This is a genomic window from Paenibacillus sp. 1-18 (genome assembly GCF_000520755.1).
GTDB classification, from domain to species: Bacteria; Bacillota; Bacilli; order Paenibacillales; family Paenibacillaceae; genus Paenibacillus; species Paenibacillus brasilensis.
In genome coordinates this window covers 63,353-78,407 of record NZ_ASSB01000084.1, presented here as the reverse complement: position 1 = coordinate 78,407, position 15,055 = coordinate 63,353, and the positions used below count along the sequence as shown (strand labels likewise).

19 protein-coding genes and 1 pseudogene are annotated in these 15,055 nt (G+C 46.5%); 9 read left to right on the top strand and 11 right to left on the bottom strand.

Translation table 11 applies throughout. The annotated features are described in order from the left end of the window. The coding region (mmuM, locus tag L693_RS0106190; RefSeq protein WP_025716531.1) for a homocysteine S-methyltransferase at positions 1–891 on the bottom strand (891 nt) is incomplete at its 3' end. 158 nt (positions 892–1,049) lie between these two features. Here mmuM and L693_RS0106185 point away from each other — a divergent pair. Then, complete coding sequence (locus L693_RS0106185; protein ID WP_025716530.1) at positions 1,050–1,232, top strand: hypothetical protein; 183 nt, start codon at positions 1,050–1,052, stop codon at positions 1,230–1,232. A 98-nt stretch (positions 1,233–1,330) separates the two neighbouring features. Here the strand turns inward: L693_RS0106185 and L693_RS0106180 are convergent, their stop codons facing one another. From L693_RS0106180 to rlmN, 3 genes are all read right to left on the bottom strand, one after another. Beyond that, complete coding sequence (locus L693_RS0106180) at positions 1,331–2,263, bottom strand: dihydroorotate dehydrogenase (protein WP_025716529.1); 933 nt, start codon at positions 2,261–2,263, stop codon at positions 1,331–1,333. Further along, on the bottom strand, positions 2,244–2,945 hold the full coding sequence (locus L693_RS0106175; protein WP_025716528.1) for a dihydroorotate dehydrogenase electron transfer subunit: 702 nt from the start codon (positions 2,943–2,945) through the stop codon (positions 2,244–2,246). Before L693_RS0106175 ends, L693_RS0106180 begins: the two co-directional genes overlap by 20 nt. A gap of 142 nt (positions 2,946–3,087) precedes the next feature. After that, entirely contained in the window at positions 3,088–4,185 is a 1,098-nt protein-coding gene (gene rlmN, locus L693_RS0106170) for a 23S rRNA (adenine(2503)-C(2))-methyltransferase RlmN (RefSeq protein ID WP_025716527.1), read from the bottom strand. A 245-nt stretch (positions 4,186–4,430) separates the two neighbouring features. Between rlmN and L693_RS32320 the strand changes: the two are divergent. Beyond that, positions 4,431–4,520, top strand: a pseudogene (locus L693_RS32320) (AraC family transcriptional regulator); the annotation flags it as partial. Between the two features lie 116 nt (positions 4,521–4,636). Here L693_RS32320 and L693_RS0106160 read toward each other — a convergent pair. Beyond that, positions 4,637–5,533: a LysR family transcriptional regulator gene (locus tag L693_RS0106160; RefSeq protein WP_025716526.1), complete on the bottom strand. Its 897-nt coding sequence runs from the start codon at positions 5,531–5,533 to the stop codon at positions 4,637–4,639. 107 nt (positions 5,534–5,640) lie between these two features. Between L693_RS0106160 and L693_RS0106155 the strand changes: the two genes are divergently transcribed. Next, positions 5,641–6,381, top strand: a complete 741-nt coding sequence (locus L693_RS0106155; RefSeq protein ID WP_025716525.1) for an SDR family NAD(P)-dependent oxidoreductase — start codon at positions 5,641–5,643, stop codon at positions 6,379–6,381. A 174-nt stretch (positions 6,382–6,555) separates the two neighbouring features. Here the strand turns inward: L693_RS0106155 and L693_RS0106150 are convergent, their stop codons facing one another. Further along, complete coding sequence (locus tag L693_RS0106150) at positions 6,556–6,906, bottom strand: winged helix-turn-helix transcriptional regulator (protein WP_025716524.1); 351 nt, start codon at positions 6,904–6,906, stop codon at positions 6,556–6,558. A 212-nt stretch (positions 6,907–7,118) separates the two neighbouring features. On the opposite strand from L693_RS0106150, the gene L693_RS0106145 reads away from it, so the two are divergent. Both L693_RS0106145 and L693_RS0106140 read left to right on the top strand, forming a co-directional pair. Continuing rightward, positions 7,119–7,670, top strand: coding sequence for an NAD(P)H-dependent oxidoreductase (locus tag L693_RS0106145; RefSeq protein WP_025716523.1), 552 nt, complete (start codon positions 7,119–7,121; stop codon positions 7,668–7,670). Between the two features lie 30 nt (positions 7,671–7,700). Further along, the gene (locus tag L693_RS0106140) at positions 7,701–8,411 is read left to right on the top strand and encodes an SDR family oxidoreductase (protein WP_025716522.1); all 711 of its coding nucleotides are present in this window, start codon (positions 7,701–7,703) and stop codon (positions 8,409–8,411) included. Positions 8,412–8,507: 96 nt separating this feature from the next. Here L693_RS0106140 and L693_RS0106135 read toward each other — a convergent pair whose 3' ends face one another. Then, a complete protein-coding gene (locus L693_RS0106135) occupies positions 8,508–9,254 on the bottom strand; it encodes a YheC/YheD family protein (RefSeq protein ID WP_025716521.1) in 747 nt (248 codons plus the stop codon). A 271-nt stretch (positions 9,255–9,525) separates the two neighbouring features. Between L693_RS0106135 and L693_RS0106130 the strand changes: the two genes are divergently transcribed. The 4 genes from L693_RS0106130 to L693_RS0106115 all read left to right on the top strand — a co-directional run bounded on the left by L693_RS0106130 (position 9,526) and on the right by L693_RS0106115 (position 12,148). After that, positions 9,526–10,071 (top strand): glutathione peroxidase, encoded by a 546-nt coding sequence (locus tag L693_RS0106130; protein ID WP_025716520.1) that lies wholly within the window; start codon positions 9,526–9,528, stop codon positions 10,069–10,071. 133 nt (positions 10,072–10,204) lie between these two features. Continuing rightward, a complete protein-coding gene (locus L693_RS0106125) occupies positions 10,205–10,783 on the top strand; it encodes a TetR/AcrR family transcriptional regulator (protein ID WP_025716519.1) in 579 nt (192 codons plus the stop codon). Between the two features lie 29 nt (positions 10,784–10,812). After that, positions 10,813–11,553, top strand: coding sequence for an SDR family oxidoreductase (locus L693_RS0106120; RefSeq protein WP_025716518.1), 741 nt, complete (start codon positions 10,813–10,815; stop codon positions 11,551–11,553). Positions 11,554–11,611: 58 nt separating this feature from the next. After that, a complete protein-coding gene (locus L693_RS0106115; protein WP_025716517.1) occupies positions 11,612–12,148 on the top strand; it encodes a Crp/Fnr family transcriptional regulator in 537 nt (178 codons plus the stop codon). On the opposite strand, the gene L693_RS0106110 is transcribed toward L693_RS0106115, so the two are convergent. From L693_RS0106110 to L693_RS0106095, 4 genes are all read right to left on the bottom strand, one after another. After that, a complete protein-coding gene (locus L693_RS0106110; RefSeq protein WP_025716516.1) occupies positions 12,081–12,602 on the bottom strand; it encodes a DinB family protein in 522 nt (173 codons plus the stop codon). The two genes, L693_RS0106115 and L693_RS0106110, sit on opposite strands and share 68 nt — an antisense overlap. Positions 12,603–12,668: 66 nt before the next feature. After that, positions 12,669–13,613 (bottom strand): helix-turn-helix transcriptional regulator, encoded by a 945-nt coding sequence (locus tag L693_RS0106105; protein WP_025716515.1) that lies wholly within the window; start codon positions 13,611–13,613, stop codon positions 12,669–12,671. A 112-nt stretch (positions 13,614–13,725) separates the two neighbouring features. Continuing rightward, complete coding sequence (locus L693_RS0106100; RefSeq protein WP_025716514.1) at positions 13,726–14,082, bottom strand: nucleotide excision repair endonuclease; 357 nt, start codon at positions 14,080–14,082, stop codon at positions 13,726–13,728. A gap of 220 nt (positions 14,083–14,302) precedes the next feature. Beyond that, positions 14,303–15,043: a YheC/YheD family protein gene (locus L693_RS0106095; protein WP_025716513.1), complete on the bottom strand. Its 741-nt coding sequence runs from the start codon at positions 15,041–15,043 to the stop codon at positions 14,303–14,305. Between the last annotated feature and the right edge of the window lie 12 nt (positions 15,044–15,055).

Here is a 15,055-nt window from a genome sequence, read left to right as displayed (position 1 = left end):
CCACCCGCCAATCAGACGGGCTCCCGCTTCATACCATTGGCGGGCATTCTGCCCGAACGTCTCTGCACAAGTGGTGCCGTGCCATGTTTTGGTGACCGGGTCATATTCCTCCCCCAGATTGGGGTACACCACCACAGGCTTATCCGTATGGCTGCGCATTTCATGAATAAGCGATGGAATGAATTGCGGCAGAGTGCAATTGATTCCCACAGCTGCCACCTGCTCGTGGTCATTCAGCCATTCAGCGCAAGCGGCGGCAGATTCGCCGTTACTGATGTGCTGGCCGTCCTTTGCACTAAAGCTGATCCAGGCATACGTGCCGGGGAACTCCTGCAGCAATCGGGCAATGGCCTTGGCTTCGACCAGACAAGGTATCGTTTCACAAGCCAATATATCCGCCCCCGCCTCAATGAGAGCCTTCATCCGCGGTCGATGAAACTCGACGAGCTCTTCTTCGCTCAGCTTGTAATCACCGCGATACTCTGAGCCATCCGCCAAAAACGCCCCATAGGGTCCGACAGAGGCCGCGACTAGCGGCTTGGGGCGATGCTGCTGATTTGCCTCATTCGTAACTTCGGCCCAAAATTCATCCCGTGCCTGCACAGCAATCCGCACCGATGATTGAATCATCTCCAGCGCCTCATTTTCGCTCAGCCCCCGTTGAACATAGCCTTCCACGGTAGCCTGATAGCTCGCAGTAATCGCGCAGTCTGCCCCGGCTTCAAAATAATCCCTGTGTACGCGCTTGATGGACCCCGGATGCTCATGGAGTATTTTAGCTGACCATAAGCTATCGTTCAGATCATGCCCATGACGTTCCAGTTCGGTCGCCATTGCGCCATCCAGTACGATCAGCTGAAATTCGTCCAGTATATGTTGTATCGGATTCATGCGGACCCTCCTGCTCGCTTTTCTTTTTAACCCACTGATCAGGTTGGAATTAATTCCTTATATTATAGCCTTTGTTTGAAATAAAACAATATGCTGAATAAGGAAGAACCAATTCTCCATAATAAGGACGTATACCTAACGAAATGGAGGACAATCGGATGATTGACAATCTCGAAAGTAATTACAACTGCGCCCATGCAGGGCAGGATCTTCATCAGCTCAAGCAGGAGCTCGCTGCGCTTCAGGCACAAGGTAGCAACGACCAAGCTTCCAAGGAAGCCATTCATCGGCTGGAAAATCAAATTTCGTTCATCTTGAACAAATGCGATATTAACAATTAGTTGAGCTTGACTGTTTCGGTATAATAAAATACACAACAGGCTTGCCTTAGAAGACAAGCCGGTTGTGTACGCTTAAGTTTATGGAAACAGGTACGAAATTACAAGATTCCCCGTATCTCATCCAACGACTGCACCTTTTCCTGCTGCATCCATTGTTCGAGTCCGTATACCAGCTCGGCCCCTGCATGCAAATGGACAAAATTATACGTTCCCACCTGAATGGCAGCGGCCCCTGCCATAATGAATTCAATAATGTCCTCCACCGAACTGATGCCGCCCATGCCGATTACCGGAATTGACACCGCCTGCGCCACCTGATGAACCATGCGCAAGGCAATTGGCTTAATTGCCGGGCCGGAAAGACCCGCATACGTGTTGGCGAAGACACTCCGACGACGACGTATATCAATTTTCATCGCAGAAAATGTATTGATCAGCGAAACACCATCTGCGCCTTCTTCTTCGCACATAACCGCCATCTGTGTGATGTTCTCTGCATTGGGGGACAGCTTGACGACCAGCGGGAGCGCCGTTACGTTACGCACCTGCCGCACAACGTCCCGCGCGACCTCCGTCTGGATACCGAATTGCATCCCGCCCTGCTTGACATTGGGACATGAAATGTTCAATTCCAGCATATCAACGCCCCTACGATTCATCGTGCGGCGTTTTTGCGCATTTTCCGTAATCATAGCTACGGCCTGAACGTATTCCTCCAGGTTGGAGCCGCCTACGTTGGCAATAACAGCCGTGTTCCAGCGAGTCATGTCATCCAGTTCATCCTTCAAAAAGGCGGCAACCCCCGGATTCTCCAGCCCCACACTATTGAGCATGCCGGATGCAGTCTCATGTATTCGTGATCCCGTATTACCAGCCTTCGGATGAAGGGTCAGTCCCTTGCCGACGATGCCGCCCAATAACTCAGGAGAATAAAATTTTGCATATTCACGCCCGAAGCCAAACGTGCCGGAAGCCATAATGATCGGGTTCTTGAACGGTACACCCGCAATATTACACGCCATGGAGATCATCAAACTCCACCTCCTCCACCGGGAATACAGGCCCTTCCTTACATACCCTACGATTGCCTTCACGGGTACGCATTGTGCAGCCCAGACATGCGCCAATACCACAGGCCATGTGTCTTTCTGTTGAAATATATAAACGCGACGATGTCCCCTCCGTTTTTATCGCGAGCGCTTGTAGCATTGGCGTCGGCCCGCAGGAAAACATATTCACATAGAGAGCCGGATCGACCTGTTCAATGATACTTCCTCCAACCTTGACTTGCACAGATGCCGCCACAGCTTCAAATGCCTCAACCCCGAAGGCTTGCTGTGCAAACCCCAGATAAACGTGCGCATGCGGGTAATGCTTCGCAGCCAGCAGCAATGGAGCCGTCCCCATTCCACCGCCAACTAAAGCCAGGCTTCCCTCTACCTGCGGAAAACCATTGCCGAACGGTCCTTCCAGTTGAATCTCCTGACCCGGCTGTAGCTGGGAAAACAGGCTTGTCCCCTCTCCAACAACCCGGTACAAAAAGGAAATATGATCTTCCCCGATATCATAAATGCTAATAGGTCTGGGTAGCAGTGGGTAATTCATTCCGCTGCGCAGCATGTAGAACTGCCCCATTTTTCCTTTAAAGGTCCCCTCAATTTTCATCACATAGATGCCCGGAACAAGTGCCACATTTGAAATTACGTTAGCCATATAACCCCTCCACTAACCACTCATTATAACGTAAAAGCAGCAACTGTTACGTGACTATTTTCACAATTTTAGATGATGTTTTGTCCTCTGGTCCGTGATACAAAAAAAAAGCGTACTCCTGTAAGAGAGTACGCCTGTAGATTTAACTAATGGCTTCGCGTTCCGAATTGCGACTGCCTTGGGAGTCCTTGCGAATCTGCTTGCTGCGCAGCTGTCCGCAGGCCGCGTCAATGTCGGTCCCATGTTCCAGCCGGACGCTACAGCTAATACCCTGCTTTTTCAATACATCATAGAAACCGGTAATGGATTCCGACTCGCTCCGCTGGTATTGGCTATGCTCATCCACCGGATTGTAAGGAATCAGGTTCACGTTCGCCAGATTGCGACGGTGGCCTACCAGCTCAGCCAGCTCCAGCGCGTGCTCCTTACCGTCATTAACATCCTTCAGCAAGATGTATTCCAGCGTAATCCGACGATTCGTTTTGTCCAGATAATAATCAATAGCCTGCATGAGCTTTTCAATCGGAATCGCCCGGTTGATCTTCATAATGCGGGTACGAATCTCGTCATTCGGCGCATGGAGTGAAATCGCCAAATTGACATGCAGATCGGAATCTGCAAATTCAATAATTTTATCGGCAAGTCCACTTGTAGAAACGGTAATATGCCGAGGGCCAATCGCCAGTCCTTTGTGATCCTTAATGACCCGAATAAAATCGGACAGGTTCACAAAGTTATCAAACGGCTCGCCAATCCCCATCACAACAACGTGAGTGACCTGGTCGCCCGGACGTTCTTTGTCCAGATACAGCTGCACCTTCATAATTTGCTCTACAATTTCACCGCTGGACAGGTCACGACTTTTCTTCAACAGTCCGCTCGCACAGAAGCTGCATCCAATGTTACAGCCCACCTGCGTCGTCACACATACAGACAGTCCAAACTTATGCCGCATCAGTACAGTCTCTATTAAATTACCATCTTGTAGCCTGAACAAAAACTTGACTGTCCCGTCTGCTGACTGCTGCTTTACATGTTCCTCCAACGTTTCAATAGAAAAATGCTCTTCCAACATGCGAACGCAGGTCTCATGAACCTCCGTCATCGCTGCAAAATCAGTAATCCGCTTCCGGTACAATGCGTCCCATACCTGCAACGCACGAGATTTCTTATGTCCATGCTCCATGAGCCATGCTGTCAATTGGTCTAGCGTTAATCCATAAATGGATTCTTTTTTCATGTTCGATCCTCTTTTCAAAGCATTAAAATTCGTATTTCTATATATAAACCCTAGCCATCACGACTCGTCTCAACTATCATTGCATCATAGCATGTTTGAGCGCTCTGCGCTATTCAAACACTTCTTCTATTGTCCCAAATTTTAATTATGAACACAAGGGGGCAGGCTGTTGGTATCCTGTTCAACAAAGGCACGTAAAGACAGGATTACGGACACCGCCAATGATATGATTACAAAGGTGCTGCCAGCTTAACTCAGACGGCACATCAGATCGGATTCATGCCTTGGGAACAGGTGATGATATACTCGGAATATGTCTGGACATGAAGCATGGGGGATTGCCGTGCAGAGGATTACCGATGTGAAGTATGGATTCCGATTATGAAAAAGTAAACCAATGAACCGGCTGCATACAACAGTCGGTTCAATCTCTTTCATCCCCTACCCTGCCTTAATGCGCCTCGGATAACTCCCCAAGCTCCTGCTTCAACACGGAATACAGCCTTGCACCTGCCAGCTTTAGCGGAGCCTCTGTTGCTTTACACAGAAGACCGAAGGTCATATCAATCAAACTGCCGCTTAATTCCTTCACCACTGTTCCTGCCGGGACAGGACTGACCAGAATTTGTGGCACAAGGGCAATACCCAAATCGCTTTCCACATAAGATTTCAGAGCGGTCATGCTGCCAATTTCCATCGTATCTAACGTGGTTATTCCATATTCCTTCATGACCATTTCAAGCTTGCGACGATAAGGACAGATGGTTGACGTAATAAGCAAGCGATGCCCCTGCAAATCTGCTGGTCCAATGCATTCCTTTTCTGCAAGCGAATGATGTTCAGGCATCAAAACCACAAAATTCTCCTTAAACAAAGGTTCAAAATATAGCTCTGTGCCCAAATCCGGTGCAGAGCATAACGCGACATCCATATCCCCTTTAAGAATACGCTCGCTTAGCGTGGGTGTATTCCCAAACTCAACCGATATACGAATGTTCGGGTAATTCGATAAGAACCGTTTTAGAATCCTCGGTAGTCGGTAGCTGGCGGTTGGTTCGGTCACTCCTATACGAATATGACCTGCGGTCCCCGTTTGCAGCTCCTCCATGTTCTTCTGCAATTGCTCCATGTCCTGTACAATATGCAGGCTCTGCTCATACAGCAGCCTGCCCGCTTCGGTTAGTTTTATTTTCTTGCCCCGTTCCATCAGTTGAACTCCCATATCGGCTTCAAGCTTCTGCATTTGCATCGTCACTGTAGATTGTGCATAATTCATCTCTTCCGCTGCACGAACAAAACTACTGTACTTCACAATCATTTGAAATGTTTTTAGCATTTTAATATCCATATGCTTACTCCTAATATGAATTCAATTTTATTGAATCATCTGTTCATATAATTCAATTATACAGAACTAAACACATAATCTACAATGATAAATAAGGAGTGATGAAGATGGATTTACAACAAACGATAGCACTAGTTACGGGCGGAGGTACAGGGATTGGGAGAGCTATTTGCCTGGCGTTGGCACATCGAAAGGCGACGGTAATCGTCAACTACTCGCGCTCTAAACAGGAAGCCGAGGAAACGGTGCGTATGATTCTTGAACAAGGTGGACGTGCTGTCGCATTGCGGGCGGATGTTTCCCAGGACAAGGAGGTCCGAAGCATGGTCGATCAAATTGTTCAGCAATTTGGAACAGTAGATATACTCGTGAATAACGCCAGTATTACACAGCATATTCCTATGGATGATCTGGAAGCAGCCACTGAGGAAGTTTGGGATGCACTTTTGGATGTAAATGTAAAAGGCATGTTTTACTGTGCCAGGGCCGTAGCTCCTTTTATGAAAAAAAGCAAACGAGGCGCTGTTGTCAATCTGGGAAGTATCGCGGGACAAACCGGCTTAGGCTCCTCACTGCCCTATGCCGTATCCAAAGCAGCCGTTCATGGACTGACGAAATCGTTAGCACGGGTTTTGGCACCGGAGATTCGGGTCAATTGCATCGTGCCTGGAGCGGTAGCGACAAGATGGTGGGCAGGCAGGGAGGAACAGATGAAACAACTGGCTCCTCATTTGCTTCTACAGCGCATTTCCACACCTGATGATATCGCCAGCATGGTGTGTTCTGCCTTGGAGCAGGAAGCCATGACAGGCCAGATTATTACGGTAGACAGCGGACAAACGCTGTAATCAAAACAAACCGCCTTCCCAGCAAGAAGGCGGTTGTTAATACTATCGTACTCCATCATTGACTCCTTTTAAGCTTACAGGTATCGCAATTCTTGCAGCTTTAACGAATTTAGCAAATAAAAACCGAACAAGCAGCCCCATAATTAAGAGTTGTAGAGGAAAGTTGGCTATCCCTCAATGATCTGCTTTTAAATCTAAGCCAAATCTCTTCAGCTCAATAAAAATACCCTCCAGTCGCTTCCCTTTTTCCGTTAACGAATATTCGACACGCGGGGGAACCTCGGGATAAACCTTCCTCTCCAACAAACCATTGTCTTCAAGCTCCTTCAGGCGTAGGGAAAGCGTTTTGGGACTAATCCCCTTCATGGACTTCAAAAGCTGGCTAAATCGCAATGTTCCTTCGATAAGAAGGTCACGAATGATTAAAAAGGTCCATTTCGTTCCAATTAAATCAAGCGTCTGGGCAATAGGGCATGGCTCGCCTGGTATCCCTTTGGTTAATTCAATGGGCTCTTGAACGTGCATAGGAACCATCCTCCCAATAATATCTGCTAAACCCAATAGTATCACAATAATTCCTTTAGGGAAACTATATGAATTAAATATCACTACTTCCCTAAATGAATTTAATGCATATACAATATCGTTGTAGCAGAGAACACGTTCTCTAACATAAGGAGGTAATTAACCGTTGGGAACAGGGGTAACAAAGACAGTAGGAAAAGGGGATGGAGAAAATGAAAAATATACTCATCATTAATGGTCATCAAAAGTATGATGCGGCCGAAGGGAAATTGAACCAAACCTTGATGGACAATATGGTGCGGCTCTTAAGTAAAGAGAACAACATCAAAACAACGACTATTCAAAACGGCTATACGATTAGCGAGGAACACGAAAAGTTCCTATGGGCGGATGTGGTCATCTACCAAACGCCTATCTATTGGTTCAGTGTTCCAGGATTATTGAAGACTTATATGGATGAAGTTTACGCTTACGGTGTATTCTTCACGGGTGCTCGTGAATATGGAAACGGCGGCTTGTTAACCGACAAAAAATATATGTTCTCAACGACCTGGAATGCCCCGGAAAAAGCCTTTAATGATCCAGCTCGCTTTTTTAATGGCGATAGCTTGGAAGGAGCGCTCCGTCATTTGCATTCTGCACATACATTTCTCGGCATGAAGCCTCTGAAGAGCTTTGCATGCTATGACGTCGTTAAAAACCCGAATATCCCCCAATTTATTACTAACCTTGATACACATCTACAAGCCGTATTCAATGATTAATACATTCAGCTAACATAGGAGGTTATTGAATTGAAAAATCAAAAAATTGTGATTATTGGTGGAAGCTCTGGTATTGGTTTAGAGACAGCCAAGCAAGTCATTTCGCTGGGTGCGGAAGTGGTTATCGCCAGCCGCTCGGAAGATAAATTGCACAAGGCCAAAGAAATGCTGGGCCCACGGGCTGCAGCGTATGTGCTCGATACGACAGACGAGCAGCAGGTAAAGTCCTTTTTTGAACAAGTCGGCGGATATGATCATTTGGTCATTAGTGCAGCAGAAACATCCGGTGGATCATTTCTCCAGTTGGAAACGGATCAAGCGCGCAAGCTATTCGAAAACAAGTTTTGGGGCCAATATTATGCAGCTAAGTACGGAGCACCGAAGCTCTCAGCCCAGGGGTCCATTACCCTATTTTCCGGTGTGGTGGCATACAAACCGATGATTGGGTCCTCAGCGCTTGGAGCTGTTAATGCAGCCGTTTCAAATCTGGGGCAAACCTTGGCGCTTGAACTTGCTCCGATCCGCGTGAATATCGTCTCACCCGGCATTATTGATACACCTTCCCGCAGCAAAATGCCTGAAAATGCACGTAATCAGTTCTATGATACGGTGGCAAACAAGCTCCCTGTAAAACGAGTGGGGCATCCGGAGGATGTTGCACAAGGCGTACTTTATTTAATCCAAAATCATTTTGTGACCGGAACCATTCTCCATGTGGATGGAGGGCACTCTCTAACATAAACGCTTTGCTAAAAATGATCCCTGGCTAGAGCATAGCTTGAACTTAACAAACGGAGAACGCTCCCGCGCCTTTGCTTGGGCGTCCTCCTTCTTAGCTCACCAATGAGCTTTATTCCAACGCTGAATCCGACGTTTGTTTCTCAAAATAGTGTGAATCATCTTATGATTGGGGAGCTGCTTGAACAACTTATGTCCGGGATGCGGATTGGCCTCGATAATCCAGATTTGACCACTCTTCTCAATAGCAAGATCAATCCCCAGCTCGCGAAACGGATGATTTTTATCTATCGTGTCGGCAACTATTTTAGAAAGTTCAACGATCTGGTCCAGAATCTCTTTCATTTTCGTTCTGTCATGTTTAAAGACCTTTAAAAGCACCTTGGACAACGGTGCCGCATGTCCCCCTTTGCGGTAATTGGTAACCACTTTTTTGGGTGCGGCAACACGGCCAGTTATTCCTGAAATGATCCATTCCGACTCCGGCTTCTGCATATATACCCTGGCATCAAAAATTGAACCTTTGTACTTGGCTAACCGAAGCCCTTGCTGTACCAAATAACGGCGGTGGGGCATCCGAAAGGTTCTGATCGCTTTTCTCACTGCGTAGGCTCTGACTATTCTTCGACTGGAGCCGCAGCGAATCTCATACCTTCTCCCCAGTTTTTTGGCCCGTATAATACCAGTTCCCCCGCTTCCAAAATTAGGCTTAATGAAAACCGTCCGATGTTCGTCCAACATGCGCAATGTCCTTGCATTGCTTATCCAACGGGTTTCCGGCAAATGAGAACTTAAAGCGGGATGTTGTCGCATTTCCTTATATTGAATCATCTTTCCAATGGGCACGAGTATCCCTCTATTCTGTGGGTTTTTGCACGCATTACATGAATATTCATCCATAATCTACCTTGGTAACGGCGAATGCCACAGTTTGCTATAAAAGAGGCATATCCCTCTCTATCCTATCTTCTTTTGATTCAAGAGAGAGATGAGCAGTGTGTTCATTACATGGCGCAATTATTGCATTTACCTATAAATCTAATTCCATTTATATATTAGACCAATATCAGCTTCGGAGATATGATGTATTAAAAATATCGTAAGGAGGAACATTAACATGTCCATTTATGATTTCCAGGCAACCACCATTTACGGGAAACCAGTTGAATTCTCAGAGTATAGAGGAAAAGTTCTCCTCATCGTAAATACAGCCAGCAAATGTAGCTTCTCAAGCCAATTTGCCGATCTGCAAAAACTCTACGAAAGACGGAAGGGACAAGGCTTTGAAATTCTCGCTTTTCCATGTAATCAATTCAATAAAAAAGAGCCGGATAGCCACTCGGAATTGCAGAAAATCTACCAAGATGGGCATGGCCTAACGTTCCCACTATTTGAGAAAACAGATGTAAGAGGTTCTTCACCACATCCATTGTTCCAATATCTGATAGAGCAAGCGCCATTTCAGGGCTTCGATCCCCATACCAGGGAAGGTCAAACCATGGAGGATTTTCTACGGGATAAGTATCCGGACATCTACGCTGGCGATGGGATTAAGTGGAACTTCTCCAAATTCCTGATTGATCGTGATGGTCGTGTAAGAGGAAGGTTTGAAGTAACGACAGAGCTCTCTGCCATAGAAGCTGTCATCCAATCACTGTTATAGCTTCTCTGCTGTCTCCTTTAAATATTTTCAGAAAAGAGTATCAAGTGACAAATATTATTTTTTGTCATTTGATACTCTTTGTGTTATCCTGATTGCAAGGAGGTGAATTACACGGCGAACAGGTCGTGGCTTTATGGAAAAACCCTCAGATGTATTGACTAAAAAACAGATTCTTGTCGCGACAGAAGAAACACTCAGGCGGTTTGGTATAGCCAAAACCTCCGTAACTGATGTTGCTAAAGTATTAGGTGTGAGTCATGGCAGCATCTACCGACATTTTAATAGCAAAGCTGAACTCCTCGAAGGTGTGACCGAAAAATGGCTGAATGAAAAGATTATCGTTCCACTGTCGAAGGTGGGCCTGGATTCATCCTTAACAGGCGCATCCCTTTTAAAACGATATATACAGACTTTGGTCGAACTCAAGCATTACTACGCCCGTGATGACGAGGAAATGTTCCAGATGTATACCCGGGTCACCGAGCAAGCGGCTGATTTCATCGAACAGCATATTGACCATATTGTTAAGCAACTCGCTGACATCATTACACGGGAAGGCATCACATCGGATCAGCCAGCACAACTGGCTCGTACTCTTTTCCATGCTACAGCACGTTTTCATCACCCTGCTCATGCTTACGAATGGAAGAATCCTAAAATAGATCAGGAGTTTTCGGATGTGTGGGCGCTTTTGGAACATGGAATCTCTTGAGAAATATATGGAAGGAAGGTTGAACACTCATGAAGCATTTGGACGGAAAAACAGCGATTGTCACCGGGTCATCGAGAGGGATTGGACGTGTCATTGCGGAGCAATTGGCGGAACTGGGCGCTCATGTAGTCATTAATTATGCCAGCAGCCCGGATAAAGCCCAACAGGTCGTAGAAGGTATTATTGAAAAAGGCGGCAAAGCTATCGCGATCCACGCCGATCTGGGCAAGATGAGTGATATTGAAGCATTATTTACGAATACCATTGCTGAATTTGGCAGATTAGATATTCTGGTTAACAATGCCGGACTGATGATTACCAAGCCGCTTACTGACGTGACAGAAGCCGATTTTGACAAACAATTTGCACTGAATGTAAAAGGCACCTTCTTTGCTTGCCAGCAGGCCATAAAGCACATGGAGAACTACGGAAGAATCGTGAACCTGTCCACGTCCGTAATTGGACAAATGTTCCCGGCCTATAGCGTATACGCAGGCACCAAAGGTGCCGTTGAACAATTTACCCGCCAGCTTGCCAAGGAGTTCGGAAATAAACATATTACGATTAATGCTGTGGCTCCCGGCCCTGTAAATACTGAACTTTTTCAAGTAGGGAAAACCGCGCAGCAAATCGAAGGTATGAAAAAGCTGAATGCGTTCGGCCGTCTAGGTGAACCCGAGGATATTGCAGATGTGATTGAGTTTCTGGTCAGCGCCAAATCACAATGGGTTACCGGGCAGACGATCCGCGTCAACGGGGGATTTATCTAAAAAACTGAAATCGAAGGATGTAAAATGCAGGTACATGGAATGGAGGCTGCACACGTTCATGATATTACACAAAGGTGAAACCCTATTTCGACAAGGGGAATCCGGCCCTCTGTATCGGCTAAAGAGCGGCTTGTTAAAAATCATCCGAGTCCACGAGGATGGCTCGCAAATTTTAGTCAACGTTATTGTGCCCGATGAAATCATCCCGCATCACTCCCTAATCAGCCCCAATCCGTATTATGGTACAGCGATCGCACTGGTATCCTGTGAGATTGAGGTTCTGTCACAAAAGGAATGGTATCAATCGCTAGAGCAGGACCCGACGCAATGCCGGGCTATCGCTTTGCAGCTACAAGACAAACTGCGCATGATGCAGCAGCGGATCGACCAGCTCACTGAAGTTTCGCCTGCTGAAAAGCTTCGGAAACTTCAGAACTGGTTCCACTCCTATATTGCACCTGCCACATTAACGGACGTGCTGACACAAGAGGAAATCGGACAATTCATCGGGCTGCGCCGGGAAACGATTAACCGGCTATTGCGTGCTTCAAACGCTCCTTCTGCAAGAGATGATGCCGATAATGCATCTCGATAAGCATAAACCACTCCCTGGCATTCAGCGCACCAAATCTGGGATGAGGGATGGTACACCCTTCTGACGATTTACGGAGGACAGGTTCAACCTCTCTCATTTGGCGGACCACAGCCTGTAATCCCTCCACAATGTCTTCTTTGCTCGTCGGTTGCGGAGGAGTGTACTGCGGAGATGGTGGGACCTGGATACGCACTGGCGGAAAGCCTCCCAGATCAAAAACGGCTGTGCCCGCCTCCGTTTTAGCCCCCATCTCACCATTTGGCTTTAGGCAAAGCTCGATATTTTTAAGCTGCATATGGAGAGCAGAATTCACCAAGTGAAGGTACATTTGCCCAAGTGACCATTCACCCTCCTGCGGTGTATACTGCAATTGCTCCAAGCTAAAGCTGTCCAATTCATGGAGATAGTGTTGTACCGTTTCTTCAAAACGCTGTAAAGTTTCAGTTGTATTCATATACTTAAATACACCCCTTTTCATCAAGTAGCTTTACTATACACAAATGCTACTGACAGCAGTATGTCAGTAGCATTTCAACATTTTTTCGACTTCTGCACGTACTCGCTCCCGAAGGGTCTCAGGCTCCAATACAACCATATCCGCGCCCCATCCGAGTATCCATTGCAGTAATTCCTCCGGCTGCCTCACGCGAAAGAGTACATGCAATCCATCTGCACGCTCCTCCATGGTCTCCATGTAAAAATTGCTCGCTTCCCTCACTTTATCTGCGATATGTGGATGGGCTAATATACGAACATACTCATGACGGTCATCGACTTGCTTGTAATCCTGTAAATTAAAATCGACAGGGAGCTGAAACCTGTCCTCCAGCACGGTCAGCTCGTCCATACGGGACAAGCGGAAGTGGCGAAGCTGCTGCCGTAATTCACATTGCCCCATCAAAACCCACGAACCATGAAACAGTACAAGACCGTAGGGTGCAACTACACGCACACTTTGACGATTCCCATCGGCCTCTGGCATTCTTTTGGAGTAGCCGAAGCGTACCTTTTGTTTTTCCAATATCGCGAGACGCAGCGTTTCCAGATAGGTTTTTTCTCTAGGATCTACTCCTTTCCCCCCTGCGAACAGCCTGATGGTGGTACGCACCCGCGAAACCTCCCTGCGAATGCTCTCCGGTAAAATAGCTTCGATCTTCCGTCGGGAAGATTGCGCCTTGCTGCCGTATTCTGTATCAAATTTCTGCTCGACAAAATCTGTTCCTATCAGCAACGCTACGGCCTCTTCCACGTTAAAGCTCACTGGCGGCAGGAAGTAGCCCTCCATTAAGGAATATCCGATGCCTGGTGCTCCCACAATCGGTACACCCGATTCGCTTAAAGCCTGTATATCCCGATAGATGGTTCTTACACTCGTTTCAAATATAGCCGCCAAATCCTCTGCCCGTGAAATATGCTTGCGTTGCAGCTCTAGCACAATCGCTAGCAAACGGTCTGTTTTATTCATACCAGGGAACCCCCTCTGGAGGAATCTACATGTACTAATAATAAAAGAGCAATAAGGGCAGTACAACTACTGCAGCTTATTGCTCTTTTATATTGCATACCGGGTCACTCCATTACTTGAAAAACACTTTTTCGACGTTATACTTGGCCTTTTGTGAATTGATGATGTAGGTTTCATAAATTTCTCGTTCTACCGCATCTTCCACAATACAAACCTCGATAATCGCCACTTCATTCCGATACGCTTTCATCGGCGATACCGTATCTTCAAAATGCTTTTTAATTCTTTGTCTTAGCTTTCTTGCTTTACCAACGAACAGCAATTCCTCCTGTGCGTTATAGAACATAAAGATACCAGCCTTGTCTCTAGGGATCAGGTGAAAATCTGTAAATCCGTAAATATGGCTGAGCTCAGGGTTAACCTGCTTGGTAATCGTAATGTCCGGGGTGGGAATCGTTATATTGATCATTGTGTCACTTCCTCATTGTATATAGGTGTACATACTATCACAAATATGAAGGTAACACCATTGAAGATCGTCAAAGGGACGGACCAACGATGACAAATAACCCAGGCAGATACCGATGGACATAAAAAAAGATGACCCTGATGAATACACAGAGCCACCTCTTGATTGTCTATAGCCTCTTTCGTAATCTGTTCACGAGAGAAGGTACAGTCATTTTGTATCAACCGTTTTTGTAATCCGTAATGCGATGATACATCGTTTTATCCTTCAGCTTACGGAAATGGGATCTTGCCGGAAAAAGATTAGCTTCAATAATCCCGACACGTCCTTTTCGGTCTATTCCAATGTCCAGTCCATATATACGGTGCCCCGGGAAAAAAGTGCTTAATCTCTTCGCGGAACGGATGGAAACACGATCAATATGGGACTCTAATGCACTGGCAGACAGGTGTCGAATGGAAGATTGTCGAATGCCGGATTTAAAATGGTATAATGTTCCCTTACTCCGTGTATTGTTGGAAACAAAATAGCCTTTGCCTGCAACTTTGATAACCTTGCCTGTGACTACCCATACAGATGAGTTAATTCTCCGTTGAATGATGACTCTCATATCAAAAGGGCGTTTGTTGATGGTCGGACGGGTAATTCTGCGTTGAACCATATAACTGGCGTTCCCGATTTTTCTTCTAATATAATGATACGTATTGGTTCTGCCCCGTACTAAGGTTCTTTTATTCTCGTAGTGTACGATGTACTCATGGTTTCCTACCCAGGAGACCTGAAAGATCCCCCGGCCACGACTCCCCCACACCGGTTTCACGATAACATGCCCATACTTGGAGAGAAGTTCCGAAAAATTATACCTGTCCAGTAGCTTCGTTTCGGGGACGTAAGACCTCAGAGACGCATGCCTTCTCAATAACAAATATTTATACCACTTATCCTTTGCTGCTGATGCCATAGGGACTCCACC